This window comes from Citrobacter sp. Cpo148, assembly GCF_030332375.1.
Classification (GTDB): domain Bacteria; phylum Pseudomonadota; class Gammaproteobacteria; order Enterobacterales; family Enterobacteriaceae; genus Citrobacter; species Citrobacter portucalensis.
The window spans coordinates 172,004-191,445 of the sequence record NZ_JAOWHY010000043.1; the positions used below are offsets into that span (position 1 = coordinate 172,004).

General features: G+C 52.5%; 19 protein-coding genes. 12 read left to right on the forward strand and 7 right to left on the reverse strand.

What is annotated here, in order from left to right; translation table 11 throughout:
* Positions 1-36 precede the first annotated feature (36 nt).
* A complete protein-coding gene (locus tag OGY10_RS10740; protein ID WP_003030540.1) occupies positions 37-225 on the forward strand; it encodes a YdiH family protein in 189 nt (62 codons plus the stop codon).
* A gap of 67 nt (positions 226-292) precedes the next feature.
* Here OGY10_RS10740 and OGY10_RS10745 read toward each other — a convergent pair whose 3' ends face one another.
* Positions 293-1,144: a Vmh family MBL fold metallo-hydrolase gene (locus OGY10_RS10745; RefSeq protein WP_191226084.1), complete on the reverse strand. Its 852-nt coding sequence runs from the start codon at positions 1,142-1,144 to the stop codon at positions 293-295.
* A 121-nt stretch (positions 1,145-1,265) separates the two neighbouring features.
* Between OGY10_RS10745 and OGY10_RS10750 the strand changes: the two genes are divergently transcribed.
* From OGY10_RS10750 to ldtE, 8 genes are all read left to right on the forward strand, one after another.
* Positions 1,266-2,147 (forward strand): LysR family transcriptional regulator, encoded by an 882-nt coding sequence (locus OGY10_RS10750; RefSeq protein ID WP_191226083.1) that lies wholly within the window; start codon positions 1,266-1,268, stop codon positions 2,145-2,147.
* Between the two features lie 480 nt (positions 2,148-2,627).
* A complete protein-coding gene (gene sufA, locus OGY10_RS10755) occupies positions 2,628-2,996 on the forward strand; it encodes a Fe-S cluster assembly scaffold SufA (protein ID WP_032943201.1) in 369 nt (122 codons plus the stop codon).
* 8 nt (positions 2,997-3,004) lie between these two features.
* Positions 3,005-4,492 carry a Fe-S cluster assembly protein SufB gene (gene sufB / locus OGY10_RS10760; protein WP_020996440.1) on the forward strand — a complete coding sequence of 496 codons (1,488 nt, stop codon included), beginning with the start codon at positions 3,005-3,007 and terminating at the stop codon, positions 4,490-4,492.
* Between the two features lie 16 nt (positions 4,493-4,508).
* Positions 4,509-5,255 (forward strand): Fe-S cluster assembly ATPase SufC, encoded by a 747-nt coding sequence (gene sufC, locus OGY10_RS10765; protein ID WP_003832649.1) that lies wholly within the window; start codon positions 4,509-4,511, stop codon positions 5,253-5,255.
* The gene (sufD, locus tag OGY10_RS10770; RefSeq protein WP_032943209.1) at positions 5,230-6,501 is read left to right on the forward strand and encodes a Fe-S cluster assembly protein SufD; all 1,272 of its coding nucleotides are present in this window, start codon (positions 5,230-5,232) and stop codon (positions 6,499-6,501) included. Before sufC ends, sufD begins: the two co-directional genes overlap by 26 nt.
* Positions 6,498-7,718, forward strand: a complete 1,221-nt coding sequence (gene sufS, locus OGY10_RS10775; protein ID WP_008784609.1) for a cysteine desulfurase SufS — start codon at positions 6,498-6,500, stop codon at positions 7,716-7,718. Before sufD ends, sufS begins: the two co-directional genes overlap by 4 nt.
* Positions 7,719-7,730: 12 nt before the next feature.
* The gene (gene sufE / locus OGY10_RS10780; protein ID WP_003832654.1) at positions 7,731-8,147 is read left to right on the forward strand and encodes a cysteine desulfuration protein SufE; all 417 of its coding nucleotides are present in this window, start codon (positions 7,731-7,733) and stop codon (positions 8,145-8,147) included.
* 123 nt (positions 8,148-8,270) lie between these two features.
* On the forward strand, positions 8,271-9,275 hold the full coding sequence (gene ldtE, locus OGY10_RS10785; protein ID WP_008784610.1) for a L,D-transpeptidase LdtE: 1,005 nt from the start codon (positions 8,271-8,273) through the stop codon (positions 9,273-9,275).
* A gap of 67 nt (positions 9,276-9,342) precedes the next feature.
* Here the strand turns inward: ldtE and lpp are convergent, their stop codons facing one another.
* From lpp to ynhH, 3 genes are all read right to left on the reverse strand, one after another.
* Positions 9,343-9,579, reverse strand: coding sequence for a murein lipoprotein Lpp (gene lpp / locus OGY10_RS10790; protein WP_003029373.1), 237 nt, complete (start codon positions 9,577-9,579; stop codon positions 9,343-9,345).
* Positions 9,580-9,888: 309 nt separating this feature from the next.
* Positions 9,889-11,301 (reverse strand): pyruvate kinase PykF, encoded by a 1,413-nt coding sequence (gene pykF / locus OGY10_RS10795; protein ID WP_008784611.1) that lies wholly within the window; start codon positions 11,299-11,301, stop codon positions 9,889-9,891.
* 7 nt (positions 11,302-11,308) lie between these two features.
* Positions 11,309-11,503, reverse strand: coding sequence for a protein YnhH (gene ynhH, locus OGY10_RS10800; RefSeq protein ID WP_244293978.1), 195 nt, complete (start codon positions 11,501-11,503; stop codon positions 11,309-11,311).
* A gap of 375 nt (positions 11,504-11,878) precedes the next feature.
* Between ynhH and OGY10_RS10805 the strand changes: the two genes are divergently transcribed.
* The 3 genes from OGY10_RS10805 to OGY10_RS10815 are packed head-to-tail and all read left to right on the forward strand — an operon-like array spanning position 11,879 to position 14,396.
* A complete protein-coding gene (locus tag OGY10_RS10805; RefSeq protein ID WP_060682285.1) occupies positions 11,879-12,901 on the forward strand; it encodes a methionine ABC transporter ATP-binding protein in 1,023 nt (340 codons plus the stop codon).
* Positions 12,894-13,562 carry a methionine ABC transporter permease gene (locus tag OGY10_RS10810; RefSeq protein WP_048214308.1) on the forward strand — a complete coding sequence of 223 codons (669 nt, stop codon included), beginning with the start codon at positions 12,894-12,896 and terminating at the stop codon, positions 13,560-13,562. The genes OGY10_RS10805 and OGY10_RS10810 overlap by 8 nt, the downstream gene beginning before the upstream one ends.
* 21 nt (positions 13,563-13,583) lie before the next feature.
* Positions 13,584-14,396, forward strand: a complete 813-nt coding sequence (locus OGY10_RS10815) for a MetQ/NlpA family ABC transporter substrate-binding protein (protein WP_003029358.1) — start codon at positions 13,584-13,586, stop codon at positions 14,394-14,396.
* A 94-nt stretch (positions 14,397-14,490) separates the two neighbouring features.
* Here OGY10_RS10815 and ttrA read toward each other — a convergent pair whose 3' ends face one another.
* The 3 genes from ttrA to ttrB are packed head-to-tail and all read right to left on the reverse strand — an operon-like array spanning position 14,491 to position 19,306.
* A complete protein-coding gene (gene ttrA / locus OGY10_RS10820) occupies positions 14,491-17,556 on the reverse strand; it encodes a tetrathionate reductase subunit TtrA (RefSeq protein ID WP_191226082.1) in 3,066 nt (1,021 codons plus the stop codon).
* Positions 17,549-18,571, reverse strand: a complete 1,023-nt coding sequence (ttrC, locus tag OGY10_RS10825) for a tetrathionate reductase subunit TtrC (RefSeq protein WP_191226081.1) — start codon at positions 18,569-18,571, stop codon at positions 17,549-17,551. The genes ttrA and ttrC overlap by 8 nt, the downstream gene beginning before the upstream one ends.
* A complete protein-coding gene (gene ttrB / locus OGY10_RS10830) occupies positions 18,572-19,306 on the reverse strand; it encodes a tetrathionate reductase subunit TtrB (RefSeq protein WP_048235478.1) in 735 nt (244 codons plus the stop codon).
* Positions 19,307-19,442: the final 136 nt, after the last annotated feature.

Below are 19,442 nucleotides of genomic sequence, written 5' to 3' on the forward strand. Positions count from 1 at the left end.
TATACTGTGCAGGTTTTGAACACAAGCGAGGATGATATGTCTACCCAATTAGACCCTGCCCAACTGGCAATAGAATTTTTACGTCGTGATAAAACCGATCTTTCACCGGCTCAGTACCTGAAAAGGCTGAAACAGCTTGAGCTGGAGTTTGCAGATCTGTTGGCGCTCTCTTCCACTGAACTGAAAGAAGAGATCTATTTTGCCTGGCGCATGGGCGTTCATTGATTCCGGTATGCTTATCGTAACGAAACCCCGACACGCGTTCGGGGTTATTTTTTGCCTTAAATCTTCATTACCACTTCATCTCGCCGCTGTTAACTTTTGCACTTAGTTCCAGCGAGCTTACGTCAGCAAGGCCTGGCCATGCTGCCGTCATGGTTTTAATCACATAACCCGATCCTTTTTTCGCCTCTAGCGCCTGCTCAAACGACTGCAAATAGTCCTGGGTGAAGCGAATAGCTTTATCACCGGTTGGGCGGTCGCCAATGTAATGACCCGGTACCACCTGAGTGGGCTGTAAGCCCTGCATTTCGCTCAGTACGCTACGCCATGCACTACGTTGTTGTTCAGACTGTGTGTCCGCCGTCCAGACGTGAATACCTGAAGCCACGCCTGTGCCGCCAATAATGGCTCGATTCGCCGGGATCCAGATATACGCTGCATAATCGTTGGCGTGACGCAGTTCCAGCGTTTCGTCATCAACCGTGAACTGCGTTTGCGTAGTCGCCTGCGGAACGGTGAGCGATGTTGGTGCGCCGTCCTTCATTTGCGGGCCCCAGAACTGCAGCTTGGCCTCTTTGGTGGCGCGGATATGGTCTACCACCTGCGGCGTTGCCAGGACTTTTACCTGTGGGAAGGCCTCAACGATGGGCTGCAAACCAAAATAGAAATCCGGATCGCCGGAGGTGATCACAATAGCCTTCAGCGTTTTACCGCTGGCTCGAATCATTTGCACCAGTTGTTCGCCATCTTTGGTACTGAACTGGGCGTCAAACAAAATCGCCTCTTTTGGGCCAGACACCAGCGTCGAAGAAACCGGGAAAATAGCCTTATCCTGTGGATTATAGACGTCCAGCTGTAGCGGAGCGGCGAAAGCTGAAGACGCAAACAGAGGTAACAGCAGGGCCAGAGTTTTAACTTTCATACCAGGTAACCTTGTGCAGGAAATTGTCTTTTGATAGTTCCCGTATTTTAAGGATATTCGGATCTGTTAGAATTCCCTCATTAGGACATGCTGAGTTTCATAAAACGATCGGATGGGAACAATGGACAGAGTGATGGCGGCAACGGTATTCAACCATATCTGTGATTTGGGTAGCCTGAGCGCAGCCGCGCGTGCGTTGGGGCTTTCCCGTCCGATGGTCAGTCGTTATCTCGACGAGATGGAAAAATGGGCAGGCGCAAGGCTTATCCATCGCTCATCGCGTCGCTTGACGATCACGCCAGCGGGTGAAGATGCATTAGTGAAAACACGTTCTCTGGCGCAACTTTCGCTGGATATTGGTGCCGCCAGTGCCGCGCAAATTCCCTCCGGCACGCTACGTGTAGCCTGCGCCCATTTTACCGCGATGCATATTCTTGCTCCGGTTCTGCCGACGTTTATGGCGCAATATCCGCAATTACGTATTGAGGTGGAGATCAATAATCAACCGGTAAGCCTTGTGGGGGAACGCATCGATGTGGCGATCCGCATAACGGATAATCCAGAGCCAGGGACTATTGCCCGTCGGTTGGGCGACTGTAAATCGGTGCTTTGCGCGTCTGCAGATTATCTGCATCAACATGGCACGCCTGAGACAATCGACGATCTCACACGGCACAATTGCCTGTACTACAGCGGTTTTGCCGGACAATCCTGGCACTTTTTGGATCCACAGGGGCAGCCTGTCTCCGTTGCAATCAAAGGGAATTTGAGTGCAGGGATCTCTTCGCTGCTCTGCGAGTCGGCGGTGGCCGGAATGGGGATCGCGTTGGTGCCAGAGCTGGAGGCGCAGGAAGGGCTGGAACAGGGAAAGCTAATTCGATTACTGCCAGAACTTCAACCTAAATGCCTGCCGATTTATGGTTTGTACCTTTCACGTGAACATCAACCCGCAGGGCTACGCCTGCTGCTGGACACGCTCAGTGAGGCAGCGTTAAATATGTGATTGAACGCGTTTATAAAATAGTCAAACCGCAATTAGTGTTAAAAAAAACTAATCGGTGTATGAGATTCTTCTTATCGCCCCTTCAAGAGCTAAGCCAATATGAGTGCCGGAGATAAGCGCCGGATGGGGCCGGAACCCTTAAGCCTGCCAGCAAGCAGACTTAAGGGTTTTTCGTTGTTTGTTTATTATTTGAATTGTTTTTCCCTACCTTCATCCCCACCTATCCTTTAAATAGACATTTTCTATACATCTTTTGTCATTTGACCTGACTGAACGATTGGATTTTCATAATCCATTATTAATCAATGCATTGAACAAAATAATCCATCCCTGTAAACCCTCGCTGCAGGGTCTATGCTTAGTAAAAGTAGTCAGAAAGGGCGATTAACCCGAATGCCCCTGCTGTTGAGGGGTTGAAGTGATAATCATTATCACTAACATGGTGTTATAGCTTAAAAGCTAGTGACTCGAGGTAACTCTATGGAATTGCATTCAGGAACATTTAACCCGGAAGATTTTGCCTGGCGTGGACTGACGTTAACGCCAGCGGCTGCGGCGCATATCCGTGAACTGGTGGCAAAGCAACCTGACATGTTGGGTGTGCGTTTAGGTGTGAAGCAAACAGGGTGCGCGGGATTCGGTTACGTGCTGGATACCGTCCGCCAACCCGAAAAAGACGATCTGCTGTTTGAAACGGAGGGCGCCAGACTTTATGTGCCGTTGCAGGCGATGCCGTTCATTGACGGCACAGAAGTCGATTTCGTTCGCGAAGGATTAAACCAGTTATTTAAATTTCATAACCCGAAAGCCCAGAACGAATGCGGCTGTGGCGAAAGTTTTGGGGTATAGGCGGTACTATGTCTCGTAATACTGAAGCAACTGACGATGTCAACACCTGGGCTGGCGGGCACCTTAATTACAAAGAGGGCTTCTTCACCCAACTGCAAACCGATGAGCTGGCAAAAGGGATCAATGAAGATGTCGTGCGCGCGATTTCGGCAAAACGAAATGAACCCGACTGGATGCTGGAATTTCGCCTGAATGCCTTTAAAGCGTGGCTGACCATGGAAGAACCACACTGGCTTAAAGCGCATTACGACAAACTGAATTATCAGGAGTACAGCTATTACTCCGCACCTTCCTGCGGTAACTGCGATGAAACCTGTGCGTCTGAACCGGGAGCGGTACAGCAAACGGGCGCGAATGCATTTTTAAGCAAAGAGGTTGAGGACGCATTCGAACAGCTTGGCGTGCCGGTACGTGAAGGCAAAGAAGTTGCGGTTGATGCCATTTTCGACTCGGTATCGGTAGCGACCACCTATCGCGACAAACTGGCGGAACAGGGCATTATTTTCTGTTCGTTCGGTGAGGCCATTCACGATCATCCTGAGCTGGTAAAACAGTACCTGGGCACGGTTGTCCCCGGCAATGACAATTTCTTTGCCGCGCTGAATGCGGCGGTGGCATCTGACGGCACGTTTATTTATGTACCGAAAGGCGTACGTTGCCCAATGGAGCTGTCGACCTATTTCCGTATCAATGCGGAAAAAACCGGGCAGTTTGAACGCACCATTCTGGTTGCGGATGAGGGCAGCTACGTCAGCTATATCGAAGGCTGTTCAGCCCCGGTGCGCGACAGTTACCAACTACACGCGGCGGTGGTGGAAGTCATTATCCACAAAGATGCCGAAGTGAAATACTCCACGGTGCAAAACTGGTTTCCCGGCGATGGCAATACGGGCGGTATTTTGAATTTCGTCACCAAGCGCGCACTCTGCGAAGGCGAAAACAGCAAAATGTCGTGGACGCAGTCGGAAACCGGCTCGGCCATTACCTGGAAATACCCAAGCTGCATTTTGCGTGGCGACAACTCGATCGGCGAATTCTACTCCGTCGCGCTGACCAGTGGACATCAGCAGGCCGATACCGGCACCAAAATGATCCACATTGGCAAAAACACCAAATCGACCATTATCTCGAAAGGGATCTCCGCCGGACACAGTCAGAACAGTTATCGCGGCTTAGTGAAAATCATGCCGACCGCTACTAATGCCCGCAACTATACCCAATGCGACTCGATGTTGATCGGTGCGGATTGTGGGGCACACACCTTCCCGTATGTGGAGTGTCGTAACAATAGCGCCCAGCTTGAACATGAAGCCACCACGTCGCGTATTGGTGAAGACCAGTTGTTTTACTGCCTGCAGCGCGGCATCAGTGAAGAGGATGCCATTTCGATGATCGTGAATGGTTTCTGTAAAGACGTGTTCTCTGAACTGCCGCTGGAGTTTGCCGTGGAAGCGCAAAAACTTCTCGCCATAAGTCTTGAGCACAGCGTCGGTTAAATTTTAAGGAAAGCACATGTTAAGCATCAAAGATTTACAGGTCAGTGTGGAAGATAAGGCGATCCTGCGTGGGTTGAGCCTTGAGGTTCGCCCCGGAGAAGTTCACGCCATTATGGGACCAAACGGTTCGGGGAAAAGTACGCTTTCTGCAACTCTTGCTGGGCGGGAAGACTACGACGTCACTGGCGGGACGGTAGAGTTCAACGGCAAAGATTTACTGGAACTGTCGCCGGAAGACCGGGCCGGTGAAGGGATCTTTATGGCATTCCAGTATCCGGTGGAAATCCCTGGCGTCAGTAACCAGTTTTTCCTGCAAACGGCGCTGAATGCGGTGCGAAGTTACCGTGGCGAAGAGTCGCTGGATCGATTCGACTTCCAGGATCTGATGGAAGAGAAAATAGCGCTGCTGAAGATGCCGGAGGATTTGCTCACGCGCTCGGTAAACGTCGGTTTCTCCGGCGGTGAGAAAAAACGTAATGACATTCTGCAAATGGCCGTGCTGGAGCCTCAGTTGTGCATTCTTGATGAGTCAGACTCCGGGCTGGATATTGATGCGCTGAAAATCGTTGCGGATGGCGTGAACTCGCTGCGTGACGGGAAACGCTCATTCATTATCGTCACTCACTATCAGCGCATCCTGGACTATATCAAACCCGATTTTGTTCACGTTCTCTACCAGGGGCGAATTGTGAAGTCCGGCGATTTTACGCTGGTCAAACAACTGGAGGAGCAAGGTTATGGCTGGCTTAGCGAACAGCAGTAACGTGCTGCAACAGTGGCATCATCTGTTTGAGACGCAAGGGGAGACACGCTCACACCATGCGCAGCAGCACTTGCAACAGATGCTGCGTCTGGGGCTGCCAACGCGGAAGCATGAGGACTGGAAATACACGCCGCTGGAGGGATTAACCAACAGCCAGTTTGTCAGTCATGTCGCTGAGATAACGTCAGCCCAATGTGCAGCGTTGTCGCCGACAATTGATGCTGTACGACTGGTGTTTGTTGACGGGCAATTCTCTCCGACGCTCAGCGACAGTACAGACGGTAGCGGTTTTGACATTACCATTGACGATGCGCGCCAGGCGCTGCCAGCGGCTATCCAACCGGAAGTGTTTTTGCACCTTACCGAAAGCCTGTCCCGTAGCGTAACGCACATTCAGGTGAAGCGTAACCAGCGCCCCGCGAAACCGCTGCTGCTGCTGCACATAACCCAGGGGCTGGCGGGTGATGAGGTGAATACGGCGCACTATCGCCACCATCTGGAGCTAGCGGAAGGCGCAGAAGCCACCGTCATTGAACACTATGCCAGCCTCAGCGAGCGTCGCCATTTCACCGGCGCACGCTTAACGATGAACGTCGCGGCAAACGCCCATTTGCGCCATATCAAACTGGCGTTCGAAAATCCGTTTAGTCACCACTTCGCGCATAATGACATTCAATTGGGCGCGGATGCTACTGCCGTTAGCCACAGTTTCTTGCTTGGTGATGCGGTATTGCGCCATAACACCAGTACGCAGCTTAACGGTGAAAACACCACGCTTCGGCTGAACAGTCTGGCGATGCCGGTGAAAAATGAAGTCTGTGATACACGGACCTGGCTTGAGCACAACAAAGGGTATTGCAACAGTCGCCAGCTGCATAAAACGATTGTCAGCGATAAGGGACGAGCGGTCTTCAATGGTCTGATCAACGTCGCCCAGCACGCCATCAAAACCGACGGTCAGATGACCAACAATAATTTGTTGCTCGGAAAGCTGGCGGAGGTGGATACCAAGCCACAGCTCGAAATTTACGCCGACGATGTGAAATGCAGCCACGGGGCGACGGTAGGACGGATCGACGACGAGCAGATGTTCTATCTGCGTTCGCGAGGGATCGGCCAGCAGGATGCTCAACACATGATTCTCTATGCGTTTGCCGCTGAGCTGACGGAAGCCCTGGGCGATGAAACGCTGAAACAACAGGTACTGGCGCGGATCGCCCAACGCTTGCCGGGAGGCGCAGCATGACATTTCCCATTGAAAAAGTACGGGCTGACTTTCCGGTCCTGACGCGTGAAGTGAACGGTTTACCGTTGGCGTATCTGGACAGCGCTGCCAGCGCGCAAAAACCCAATCAGGTGATTGATGCCGAGGCCGAGTTTTATCGTCACGGCTATGCGGCGGTCCACCGCGGTATTCATACGCTGAGCGCCCAGGCCACGGAAAAAATGGAAAATGTGCGCAAGCTTGCCTCGTTGTTTATTAACGCCCGCTCAGCGGAAGAGCTGGTGTTTGTTCGTGGTACGACGGAAGGCATCAATCTGGTGGCGAACAGCTGGGGCAGCAGCAATGTGCGAGCGGGCGATAACATTATCATCAGCGAAATGGAGCACCACGCCAATATTGTGCCCTGGCAGATGCTGTGTGCCCGCGTAGGGGCAGAGCTGCGCGTTATTCCGCTCAATGCCGATGGTACGTTGCAGCTGGAGACGCTGCCGACGCTGTTTGACGATCGTACGCAACTGCTGGCGATTACCCACGTTTCTAACGTGTTGGGTACCGAGAACCCGTTATCGGAAATGATTGAGCTGGCGCATCAATACGGCGCAAAAGTGTTGGTGGATGGCGCGCAGGCGGTGATGCATCATCAGGTGGATGTCCAGGCACTGGATTGCGATTTTTATGTTTTCTCCGGGCATAAACTTTATGGACCAACCGGTATTGGCGTTCTGTATGCCAGAGAGTCGCTGTTGCAGGAGATGCCACCCTGGGAAGGCGGTGGTTCAATGATTGCGACGGTGAGTTTGAGTCAGGGAACAACGTGGGCCAAAGCCCCCTGGCGTTTTGAAGCCGGAACGCCAAACACCGGAGGTATTATCGGACTCGGCGCGGCTATTGAGTATGTTTCAGCACTGGGGCTTACTGAAATCAGCGAATATGAACAGTTCATGATGCGCTATGCGTTGGAGCAGCTGGCGGATGTGCCGGATTTGACACTCTACGGACCGGATAACCGCCTGGGTGTGATTGCATTTAACCTTGGTAAACATCACGCCTTTGACGTCGGCAGTTTTCTTGATAACTATGGAATAGCCGTGCGGACGGGGCATCACTGCGCAATGCCGCTGATGGCCTACTATAACGTTCCTGCTATGTGTCGGGCGTCGATTGCAATGTACAACACCCATGAAGAAGTGGATCGCCTGGTAACGGGCCTCAAGCGTATTCATCATTTACTGGGCTAACAGGGAGGCGTTATGGCTGCGCTACCGGATAAAGAAAAGTTGTTGCGTAATTTTCTGCGTTGCGCTAATTGGGAAGAGAAATACCTGTACATTATTGAACTGGGTCAGCGTTTGCCGGAATTAAACGACGACTTACGCTGCCCGGAAAATAGCATCCAGGGATGTCAAAGTCAGGTATGGATTGTTATGAACCAGAATGGCGAAGGGATTATTGAATTACAGGGCGACAGTGATGCGGCAATTGTGAAAGGACTTATTGCCGTGGTATTCATTTTGTATGATCGCATGACGGCCCAGGATATTGTGAATTTTGATGTGCGTCCGTGGTTTGAAAAAATGGCGCTCGCACAGCACCTCACACCGTCTCGTTCACAAGGGCTGGAGGCGATGATTCGGGCTATTCGCGCCAAAGCCGCAACTCTTAGCTAAACTGATAAAACACGTTAACTTTCAGACCGACTTGAAAGCGTTCGTGTAAGGCAACGCAGTGACTCGTAAGCCGGATTGGGCGCTCGCCGCCGTCCGGCAAGAACGCCAGGGGGGTGAGTGAGTATGAAACGCGCGTCTGTTATTACGTTAATGCTAATCGGCGCTTACAGCGCTATTCAGGCCGCATGGGCGGTCGATTATCCTTTGCCCCAGGCGAACAGCCGCCTTGTTGGGCAAAACCAAACCTACACCGTGCAGGAAGGCGATAAAAACCTACAGGCGATAGCCCGTAAGTTTGATACCGCTGCCATGCTGATCCTTGAAGCCAACAATACTATTGCCCCCGTACCTAAACCCGGAACCCTGATTACTATTCCCTCACAATTACTGCTGCCGGATGCACCACGCGAAGGCATTATTGTGAATCTGGCGGAACTGCGTCTGTATTACTTCCCGCCAGGAGAGAATATTGTTCAGGTATTCCCAATTGGTATCGGTTTGCAGGGGCTGGAAACGCCGGTAATGGAAACCCGGGTTGGGCAGAAAATCCCGAATCCTACCTGGACCCCTACACCAGGCATCCGTAAACGCTCTCTGGAGCGCGGCATCACATTACCGCCTGTTGTACCTGCCGGGCCAAATAACCCGTTAGGACGCTTTGCACTGCGTCTGGCGCATGGAAACGGTGAGTATCTGATCCATGGCACCAGCGCGCCGGACAGCGTGGGCCTGCGTGTGAGTTCTGGTTGTATTCGCATGAACGCGCCGGACATTAAAGCACTGTTTGCTCAGGTCCGCACAGGCACGCCGGTCAAGGTGATTAATGAGCCGATAAAATATTCGATTGAGCCGAACGGCATGAGGTATGTCGAAGTGCATCGACCGCTGTCGCCGGAAGAGGAACAAAACGTCCAGACCATGCCGTATGTGCTGCCAGCCGGTTTCACCCAGTTTAAAGATAATAAAGCGGTTGATAACAGTCTGGTGGAAAGGGCGTTGTATCGTCGCGCAGGTTATCCAGTCACCGTCACTGCCGGGCAAGCATCGGTCGCGAGCAATGGGCCAGAAGTGAAGTCTGCGCAAAATGGCGTGCCGGGAGGAGATGCTGAGGTGCGCGCTACGCAATAACAGGGAAGGGGAATTCAGAGCAAAAAAATGGCGCACAATGTGCGCCATTTTTATTACACAGATACTATTACTTGCGGTATTTAGTAGCTGCGTTGTCCAGACGCTGGTTAGCGCGAGCTGCGTCATCTTTAGCAGCCTGAACGTCGGAACGCATTGCGTTCACGTCGTTGCTCAGCTGGTCAACTTTAGCGTTCAGAGTCTGAACGTCAGAAGACAGCTGATCGATTTTAGCGTTGCTGGAGCAACCTGCCAGCAGAGTAGAACCCAGGATTACCGCGCCCAGTACCAGTTTAGTACGATTCATTATTAATACCCTCTAGATTGAGTTAATCTCCATGTAGCGTTACAAGTATTACACAAACTTTTTTATGTTGAGAATATTTTTTTGATGGGAATGCACTTATTTTTGATCGTTCGCTCAAAGAAGCATCGAATTGTGCAAAAACGGCTAAAAACCCGAGTGAAAACAGAAAGCTTCCATCGGATTCATCTTAGATAATCACGGATTAGATAGTGAAATCCGATTTGATTTTTTATTAATTGTGGCTATCGATAAAATAAAAAAAGCGCCACCAGGGCGCTTTTTTTAGCAAATTAATTCGCGATGGAATTATTACAGCACGTGAACGGATGCGGTGTTGGTGGTGCCGCTCGGAACCAGTGCACCAGAAACCATAACCACAACGTCACCTTTTTGAGCCAGACCGCTTTCCAGAGCGACTTCTTTACCCAGACGATAGAAATCATCGGTAGAGCTGATTTCTTTAACCACCTGTGCAACAACGCCTTTGCTCAGCACCAGCTGACGCGCGGTAGTTTCGTTGGTGGTCAGCGCCAGGATGGTGGCATCCGGGAAGTATTTACGTACTGCGCGAGCGGATTTACCACCCTGGGTTGCGACGACGATCAGCGGCGCGTCCAGTTTTTCAGCAGTTTCAACCGCGCCACGGCAAACGGCTTCGGTGATGCGCAGTTTGCGGCTGTCGTTGTTGAAGTCCAGACGGCTGGTCATCACACGGTCAGTACGCTCACAGATGGTCGCCATGATGGTAACGGCTTCCAGCGGGTATTTACCTTTTGCAGACTCGCCAGACAGCATTACTGCGTCGGTACCGTCGAGGATGGCGTTCGCTACGTCACCGGCTTCAGCGCGGGTCGGACGCGGGTTTTTGATCATGGAGTCCAGCATCTGGGTCGCAGTGATAACGACTTTACGTGCACGGATACATTTTTCGATGATCATCTTCTGCGCGAAGATAACTTCTTCAACCGGGATCTCAACGCCCATATCGCCACGCGCAACCATGATGCCGTCAGACGCTTCGAGGATTTCGTCGAAGTTGTTCAGGCCCTCCTGGTTTTCGATTTTGGAGATGATCTGGATGTTTTCGCCGCCGTGCGCTTTCAGGTGCTCACGGATTTCAACGACGTCAGAACGTTTACGGATAAAGGACGCTGCAACGAAGTCAACGCCTTGCTCGCAACCGAAGATCAGGTCTTGTTTGTCTTTTTCAGCCAGTGCTGGCAGCGCGATGGAAACGCCCGGCAGGTTAACGCCTTTGTTTTCGCCCAGGTCGCCGTTGTTCAGCACTTTACAGATAACTTTGTTACCTTCGATAGAGGTAACTTCCATGCCGATCAGACCATCATCAACCAGAACGGTGTTGCCGACGGACAGATCTTTAGTGAAGCCTTCGTAAGTTACAGCAACGATTTCGTTGTTGCCTACGACAGATTTGTCGGTGGTGAAGGTGAAGGTCTGGCCCGCTTTCAGGGAAACGTCATTACCGCCTTCCAGTTTGATGGTACGGATTTCAGGACCTTTGGTGTCGAGCAGGATTGCGGCTTTTTTGCCGGTTTTGCTCATGACGTTGCGCAAGTTCTTGATGCGCTGACCGTGTTCTGCGTAGTCGCCGTGGGAGAAGTTCAGACGCATGACGTTCATGCCCGCGTCCAGCATTTTGGTTAACATCTCTTCGGATTCGGTTTTCGGACCGATGGTGCAAACAATTTTCGTCTTTTTCATGACAGTCTTAGTCTTTAAGTTGAGAAGGATATGGAAATCTGGCTCCCATCGCGCACGGATGGGAAGCTAAACCTGAGTTACGAAAGTTGTGATGCCTCGCTCTAAGGATAGGTGACATCGAAAAAGCGTGCAGAGGAATGTGTGCTTGTGTTTCAGCCCAACGGGATGGTGAGTTCTGTAGTCGTTGAGTTTTACAGGTCAATGTGCTGAAACCATTCAAGAGACAATTGGCGCGCATTATACGCTGAAAATTATCAAAAAGGAAAATGGAAACAGCGTTTCAAAACACTTCTGTGCAGTTTTACAAAAATTATTCATTAATTTGTTCATCGGTATGGATAAAGAGGTTATCGGGCGTTGCGATTTGTTGCGCAACAAACTGCATTTAACATCTCGATGACTACGTTTTATGCCGTTGACGTCGATGTAGTACTATATTCCTAAAAGTTATATCAAATGCGTTTTAATTCATTTTAAAAGCCAATTCCACTGATTACACTCGTTTGGACATCCATACTGCTAAACAGCTAAAAGCGCTAGCAGAAGAACAATAAGCAGCAGCGGATACCCAAACGACATGATTGTCCTGAAAAATATTTCGAAAGTGTTTACGCCAGGCAGGCTTGCCATCACCGCTGTCGATAACGTCAACCTGACGGTTGAACAGGGGCAGATTTACGGCATTATTGGTTACAGCGGGGCAGGTAAAAGCACCTTAATTCGTTTGCTCAATGGTCTCGAAAAACCGACCTCCGGCAGCGTGACGATTAACGGCCACGATATCTCGGCCGCCAGTGGGGAATCGTTACGCCAGGCGCGACTGAAAATCAGCATGGTGTTTCAACACTTCAATTTGCTGTGGTCGCGGACCGTTAGCGAAAACATTGCGTTCTCTATGCAAATCGCCGGTGCGTCCAAAGCGTCCATCAAAACGCGGGTTGCTGAACTGATTACGCTGGTTGGGCTGAGCGGTCGTGAAAATGCGTATCCTTCCCAGCTCAGCGGTGGGCAAAAACAGCGTGTAGGAATTGCTCGCGCGCTGGCGAACAATCCAGATGTCCTGCTGTGTGACGAAGCCACCTCGGCGCTGGATCCGCAAACTACCGATCAGATCCTCGATTTACTCCTCGATATTAACCGTCGTTTCAAATTGACCATTGTGCTGATCACTCATGAAATGCACGTGGTACGCAAAATCTGTGACCGCGTCGCGGTAATGGAAAACGGCAAGGTCGTTGAGGAAGGTGATGTGCTCAGCGTCTTTACCCATCCTCAGCAGCCTATTACCCGACAATTTGTTCGTCAGGTAAGCCAGTACACCGAAGAAGACGAGTTTAATCCGCAGCTGGCAAGAGAGTTGGGTGGGGTGGTTATCAAATTAACCTTTACCGGGCAACGTACCCATCGGCCTGTGGTTGGGGAATTGACCCTGCGCTATGGCCTGCCGTTCAACATCTTGCACGGCAAGATGACGCAAACCGCACACGGCGTGTTTGGGCAACTCTGGGTGCACGTGGTGGCCTCTGAGGAACAATTGAACAATATTTTGGCCGACCTGCGCCAGAGCGACATTGAAGGCGAGGTGATTCAACATGGCTGAAGAACTGTTTCCCCATCTGAAGTGGGATCAATTGTTAGCGGCAACCCAGGAAACGCTGTATATGACAGCTCTTTCGGGGGCGGCGACCTTTATTCTGGGCATCGCGCTTGGTCTGGCATTGTTCCTGACCGCGCGCGGCGGATTGTTCCCTAATCGCGCGGTATATAGCGCTATTTCGCTGGTGGTGAATATCTTTCGTTCGATCCCATTCATCATTTTGATCGTGCTGCTGATCCCGTTTACCAAAGCGATGGTAGGCACCATTCTCGGCGCCAATGCCGCGTTGCCTGCGCTGATCGTGGGGGCAGCGCCGTTTTATGCGCGTCTGGTCGAAATCGCTCTGCGTGAAGTGGATAAAGGCGTTATTGAAGCGACGCGTTCAATGGGCGCACGACTGAGCACACTTATTTTTCGAGTTTTACTGCCGGAATCATCTCCTGCTCTGGTGTCCGGGATCACCGTGACGCTAATTGCGCTGGTGAGCTACAGCGCGATGGCAGGGGTAATTGGTGCCGGTGGTTTAGGGAATTTGGCCTATCTGGAAGGATTCCAGCGCAACCACAGCGACGTCACGCTGGTGGCGACGGTGACGATTTTGCTCATTGTCTTCATCATCCAGCTTTGCGGCGATGTGATCACCTCTCTGTTAGATAAACGCTAATAAAATACGGAAACCATAATCATGAAAAAATCACTGACGTTACTCGCCGCAGCAACCTTAAGCGCCCTGAGCTTTGCCTCCTGGGCTGATACTCTGACCGTTGGCGCGTCTAACGTGCCGCATGCGGAGATCCTTGAACAGGCCAAACCGATTCTGGCGAAGCAGGGGATCGATCTGGAGATTAAACCGTTCCAGGATTACATTCTGCCGAACACTGCGCTGGCTGGCCGTGAGATTGACGCCAACTACTTCCAGCATATTCCGTACCTGAACAGCGTGATTAAAGACCATGCAGGCGATAAAACGTATGACTTCGTCAGCGCCGGAGCGATTCACATTGAGCCGATTGGTATCTATTCGAAAAAAGTGAAATCACTTAAAGATCTGCCGGAAGGCGGCAAAGTCATCATGCGTGACGCGGTATCTGAGGAAGGCCGTATTCTGTCGATTTTCGAAAAAGAGGGGGTGATCAAGCTGAAGCCGGGCGTGGATAAAGTAACTGCGCGCATTAGCGATATCGTCGAAAACCCGAAAAAGCTGAAGTTCCTGCCAAACGTGGAAGCCGCGCTGTTACCGCAGATGTATAACAACGACGAAGGCGATGCGGTGGTGATTAACGCCAACTACGCCATCGACGCCGGGCTGGATCCAGTGAAAGATCCTATTGCTGTTGAAAGTGGTGAAAACAACCCGTATGCCAACATCATTACCGTGCATCGTGGCGACGAGAAGAAAAAGGATATCGTAGCGCTGGTTGATGTCCTGCATTCAAAAGAGATCCAGGACTGGATCCGTACTAAATATAAAGGTGCGGTGATCCCGGTAAACAACTAATCTGCTTTTTGCCGGGTGGCGGCAGTGCTTTATCCGGCCTACGACGTCCTGTAGGCCGGGTAAAACGCGTTCGCTATGCCATACGGCACCAGAGCTACACTCGCTCAATTCTCGCTGGCAACCCCTGACGCACCGACGCACCCGACACCCAGTCAAGCCAGGTATTGGTTACCTGTCGGGTTGGGTCCGCAAAACCCAACTCGTTGAGATTAATCCCCGACTTAATCTGCTCATCAAACGCCATCGGCTCACCGTCGAGGGTATGCCGTGCCGCGCCCATTTCTTTATGCCCGTAACCATGCTCGATGGCGATAACACCCGGCATGACGCCATGCAGCAGGCTTATCTGCGCTTGCGCCTGACCACCGGGGGTGGTGATACGCACGATATCGCCGTGTGCTAAACCATACCGCTGACCATCCTGTGGATTGAGCGCCACCAGATTAACCGGCTTCAGATGATGAAGGCGTGGGATAACCGCCGTGGCGCTGGACATGGTATTGGATTTAAAGGAAATCAGTTTCAACGGCCACTCTTGTTCCGGGAACAACTCCTCGACCGCACGTCCATCTGACAGACGTGAAGGATACCAGGCCGGGCAGCCGCTGTAGCGCTCGCCGGTAATCGCATGGCGGTGCGCGGCGACGTTCGCATTCCAGATTTGGAGCGGTTTTTCCCAGGCATTGCCGACGCGGTTATCAACTCGCCCGCTGTTGTCCGGCGCAAAGCGCCCGCCGCGGGAGTAGATAAACGCCACTCGGCTGATTTCATCGGTTTTCAACGTTTGGGTCATCACAGGCATGATCCGCTGGACCCCGGTCAGCGCTATGTCTTCCGGCTGTGCCTCAGCAACCGGAGCTTTGCCCATAAACGCAATATTGGCCGCGAGACGCAGGTAGTAATCTTCCGCACGGTTTAACGGATAGTGATTACCTTGCGGATCGGTAATTGCATTGTCGCCGAATCCAGGTAGCCCGATGCGCTTTGCCACTGCAATACAGAAAGACTCCATCGAGGCCGGTTGGCCGTCAGCCGTGAGGCTGGTCGCCGATCTGACAACTGGCCAACGCGCGGTGGTGGCTTTGCTGGCCACGCCCGCCCACGGAGCGCTGAATCCCCAGCTTTCGAAGTTGTGGGTATCCGGCACGATGTAATCTGCCAGCGCCGTGGTTTCGTTCATAAAGGCGTCAATGGCAATAAACAGCGGCAGACGAGCAGGATCCTTGAGCTTTTCTTCCGCCACTCCGCGTAACCCCGCAATGCCGTAAAACGGGTTGGTCATGTTGGAGATCCAGGCTTTCAGCGGATAAGGGTAACCTTCAAGCGCCGAGACGAGGAGTTCGGTAAGCTGACCGGCGACAAACGGATACCACGGCGCTTTAGCCGGGAAGGGCGATTGCCCGGCAGCCACCTTATTGCGGTACTCTTCCGAAGACTCATAAGCGGTTTTACTGCGCGCGATGCTTAACCCTTTCGGTTTTACCTTCCCGGCGAAGCTGTCCATGTTGTAGCGCGGACCGTCGGTGGCGCCATTAAATTTGCCGCCGCCGACGAACACGCCGCCTTCAAGACTAAGGTTGCCAATCAGCGCATTGAGCATCATCACCGACCAGGCGTTATAAAATCCATTACCTGCCATCATACCGCCGTGTGTGATCACTGCCGCTTTACGCCCGTGGCGGGTGAATGCGTCGGCCAGAGCGGCAATGTCTGCTTCTGACACCCCACACTGCTGGCTGTACTGCGTTAGCGATAGTTTTTCTGCGGACTCACGCAGACACTGGAAGCTGCTTTTTACTGTTACTGTCTGCCCGTCGGCCAGCGTCACTTCACGGGTAACAAACAGCTGAGCGCGCGGGCAACTGCTGGCGGCGACAATCTCACCGGCCTCGTTGACGACCACCGGCTCCTGGGCTGCGTTTGCACTCAGATGGGCGAGGGTCAGGTGCTGTCCGGCAAGCGTTGGAATTTCATCGGTAATCACCAGATGCGTAGCGTTAGTCCAGCTTTTTTCTCCAGCCTGCTGCATGGCCTGTACACCGGGAATGGCGAGATAATCAGCGTTATAGCGTTGTTTATCGATAATCCAGCTTATCATTCCCATAGCCAGCGCGGAGTCGCTTCCCGGTCGTACGGGTTGCCAGTGGCCGCGATCGTCAGCCAGCACCGTGGTTAATGGCAGGGCTGGCGCCACCACAACATAGCGGAAGTCGTCACGTAAACGGGCGCTGGCCAGCTGGCGGGCCTGGCGCTTAAACGGGTTGCCGGATTGCGCCGGAGAGGTGCCCATAAACAGCGCGAATTCGACGTTATCCCAGTCGGGTTTCACGTGGGTATTTTTATCCAGATCGCCCATTAACGCGCCGGAACCGGCCCGATAGGCCAGACCACAGTAAGCGCCATGAGCGCCGAAGTTTTTACTGCCGAAACTGTTCAGTGCGAAGCGACGTAAAAAGGTATCACGTCCTTCATCGCTGGTATTGGTGACCAGCAGTTGATTGGATTTTGGGCCAAAGCCGGGATGTTTCGCATCAAGCGGTGTAGTGGGATCGTGGATGGCTCTCAGACCATCAACGTGGCCTTCACCAAACAAATCGCCACCTTCCACCACCTCTTTGATCAGCTGTTCGAAGCTGATGCGCTGCCATTTTCCTTCACCGCGTTTACCGACGCGCTTCATAGGCTCCAGAATACGTAGCGGGCTGTACAGACCTTCGAGTAAGGTTGCACCACGGGCGCAGGCGGTAGAACGTGCGTCAAGACCTGACTCCCCGGTCAACTGTTCCATTGCCGTGGCAAAGGGGACAGAGGCGTCTATATGGTGCTCGTGCGACAACGGATGATAAGGGTTGCCAGCAATGCGCAGCACTTTGCCTTGCTCAGTGTCAACGCGAACCCGTACACCACACTGCGTCCAGCAACCAAAGCACTGCGTCATCGAGATCACCTGCTGCGGGTTTTGCTGCCAGTGAGGCCGGGCGTTGGCTTCTGGGATGAGCGCGTTGGCAAAAATGCGGTCACGGGTAATTTTGCCCGAGGTTCCGTCCAACATACCGTCTATCGCGCGCTTTGCCACATCCCGATAACTCAGGCCAAAAGTCACCATGCCACCTATGGCAAGGCCCACTTTAAGCCACTGACGACGGGTTAAATTAGCCATGTTGCATTCTCCTTGCGATCGCGTTCAGGGCTTCACGAAAAATAATAATCAGTGCTATCCACAGGCCGAAGGTACCCACAATAGCCAGCCAGCCATCGGTGCCGCCGGGCAGGGTATAGGGATTAAACTGCGCGTTAAATTTCGGTACGGTCTGCACCTGGATGAGTAACGTCCAGCGCATTAGCCAGCACAGCGCCATAGCGCTAAAAGCGAGTAATATGCGCAGCGGTAGCGACAAGGGGTAACGTACAACCAACCCGCAAAGAGCAAGCGAAACAAGCCATAGCGCAACCCAACCGATAGCGTAGTGTTGTGCTGAAGAAGCAACATCCAGCCACTGACGGATAGCCGAACCGGAAAGCGTATTACCACTCGCCCAGATCGCCACCACGATAGCAAGCGCAATCAACGTGACCATTTGCCCCCACGCTAGCTTACGCGGTAGTGCGTCCTTGCTATTTGTCGTGGCAATAAGCAGGGCAAGAAATGTTTGCAGCGCGCTGAGGAACATCGCAACCGGATAGGCGTAGCTGAACCAAATGGGACGCGCTTGTACCACCGACACTTCACGGCCGGTGTAAACCAGCAATCCGATGGCGGACAGCGCGCTACCAAGTGCTAACCATTTTGTGACGCTGTAACTTTTTAGCGTTAGCCGTTTCACATGCTGCGCCAGAAACCACAGACCTAAAAAACCGGTAAACAGCGGTAAAAACAGCGCGCCCCACGGCATCCAGGACCATGGCGTCGGATACGCATAGAAATGCCAGACGCGGGCGGTTTGGTGTAGATCAGCGGTCAGCGCCAGTGGCGCGGTAATCGCGCAGGTCAGGGCGATTAACAGCGTCAGATTCTCCAGGTCTGCCGTTTCTTTTTTGCGCCAGTGAAGAACGCAGGCGAATAGCGCGGCGCAGGCGGCAATGCCGATGAAAAAGAAATATTGTACGGCCCAGGGTAACCAGCTTACGTCTTGAGGATGGGCCAGAACCTCGTCGATAATCAGTGAATGGTTCATTTAAACCTCCTGCCAGAGAGCGGGTTGAGCTCGTCCCATCAATGGGGTGACAAACGCCTCATCCAGTCCCAGATAGAACACGTGAGGAGACGTACCGCTTTCCGGCTTCAGGACTTTGATGGCGTCATGGTGTTCATGCAGCATTTGTGAAATGCGGCTGTGCGGATCTTTAATATCGCCAATGATGCGCGCGCCGCCGACGCAGGATTCCACACAGGCCGGGAGCAGCCCCGCTTCTAGGCGGTGAACGCAAAAGGTACATTTATCGGCGGTTTGCGTTTCATGGTTGATGAATCGTGCATCATAAGGGCAGGCCTGCACGCAATAGGCGCAGCCCACGCAGCGTGTGTTGTCGACCACCACAATGCCGTCTTCTCGTTGGAAAGTGGCTTGTACCGGGCAAACGGGCACGCAAGGGGGATTATCACAATGGTTGCACAGTCGCGGCAGCAGGACGTTGGTAACGCTTTGCTGGCCTTCAATCTGTACTTGATACTGGTTGACGAGGGTACGAAATTCGCCCTGTGGCGTCTGGTTTTCAATGGCGCAACTGACGGTACAGGCCTGGCAGCCGATACAGCGTCGCAGGTCAACCAGCATGGCGTAGCGATGCTGTTGTGAGCCTTCGTGGGGTTCAGGCGAAAAGGGAAATTGCGCCTGAGCCAGCGGAACCAGTGATGCGCCAGCGGTCAGGACGCCCAGTTGCTGGAGAAACTGCCGTTTACTGCTGTCCATATTTTCTCCCGTCACGATGCAACAACGAAACATTGGTCACGCCGTTGATTTGCGTGTGATGAATAAAGAATCTCAATGATTTACAGTGTAAAAATCGTGACGGGGTATACTCTATTGTGGTTAACCACATACCCGG

Excerpts from the sequence above, each read along its gene's own strand:
- OGY10_RS10740 (WP_003030540.1), top strand. The coding sequence starts at position 37 with ATGTCTACCCAATTAGACCCTGCCCAACTGGCAATAGAATTTTTACGT.
- OGY10_RS10745 (WP_191226084.1), bottom strand. The coding sequence starts at position 1,144 with ATGAAAGTTAAAACTCTGGCCCTGCTGTTACCTCTGTTTGCGTCTTCA.
- OGY10_RS10750 (WP_191226083.1), top strand. The coding sequence starts at position 1,266 with ATGGACAGAGTGATGGCGGCAACGGTATTCAACCATATCTGTGATTTG.
- sufA (WP_032943201.1), top strand. The coding sequence starts at position 2,628 with ATGGAATTGCATTCAGGAACATTTAACCCGGAAGATTTTGCCTGGCGT.
- sufB (WP_020996440.1), top strand. The coding sequence starts at position 3,005 with ATGTCTCGTAATACTGAAGCAACTGACGATGTCAACACCTGGGCTGGC.
- sufC (WP_003832649.1), top strand. The coding sequence starts at position 4,509 with ATGTTAAGCATCAAAGATTTACAGGTCAGTGTGGAAGATAAGGCGATC.
- sufD (WP_032943209.1), top strand. The coding sequence starts at position 5,230 with ATGGCTGGCTTAGCGAACAGCAGTAACGTGCTGCAACAGTGGCATCAT.
- sufS (WP_008784609.1), top strand. The coding sequence starts at position 6,498 with ATGACATTTCCCATTGAAAAAGTACGGGCTGACTTTCCGGTCCTGACG.
- sufE (WP_003832654.1), top strand. The coding sequence starts at position 7,731 with ATGGCTGCGCTACCGGATAAAGAAAAGTTGTTGCGTAATTTTCTGCGT.
- ldtE (WP_008784610.1), top strand. The coding sequence starts at position 8,271 with ATGAAACGCGCGTCTGTTATTACGTTAATGCTAATCGGCGCTTACAGC.
- lpp (WP_003029373.1), bottom strand. The coding sequence starts at position 9,579 with ATGAATCGTACTAAACTGGTACTGGGCGCGGTAATCCTGGGTTCTACT.
- pykF (WP_008784611.1), bottom strand. The coding sequence starts at position 11,301 with ATGAAAAAGACGAAAATTGTTTGCACCATCGGTCCGAAAACCGAATCC.
- OGY10_RS10805 (WP_060682285.1), top strand. The coding sequence starts at position 11,879 with ATGATTGTCCTGAAAAATATTTCGAAAGTGTTTACGCCAGGCAGGCTT.
- OGY10_RS10810 (WP_048214308.1), top strand. The coding sequence starts at position 12,894 with ATGGCTGAAGAACTGTTTCCCCATCTGAAGTGGGATCAATTGTTAGCG.
- OGY10_RS10815 (WP_003029358.1), top strand. The coding sequence starts at position 13,584 with ATGAAAAAATCACTGACGTTACTCGCCGCAGCAACCTTAAGCGCCCTG.
- ttrA (WP_191226082.1), bottom strand. The coding sequence starts at position 17,556 with ATGGCTAATTTAACCCGTCGTCAGTGGCTTAAAGTGGGCCTTGCCATA.
- ttrC (WP_191226081.1), bottom strand. The coding sequence starts at position 18,571 with ATGAACCATTCACTGATTATCGACGAGGTTCTGGCCCATCCTCAAGAC.
- ttrB (WP_048235478.1), bottom strand. The coding sequence starts at position 19,306 with ATGGACAGCAGTAAACGGCAGTTTCTCCAGCAACTGGGCGTCCTGACC.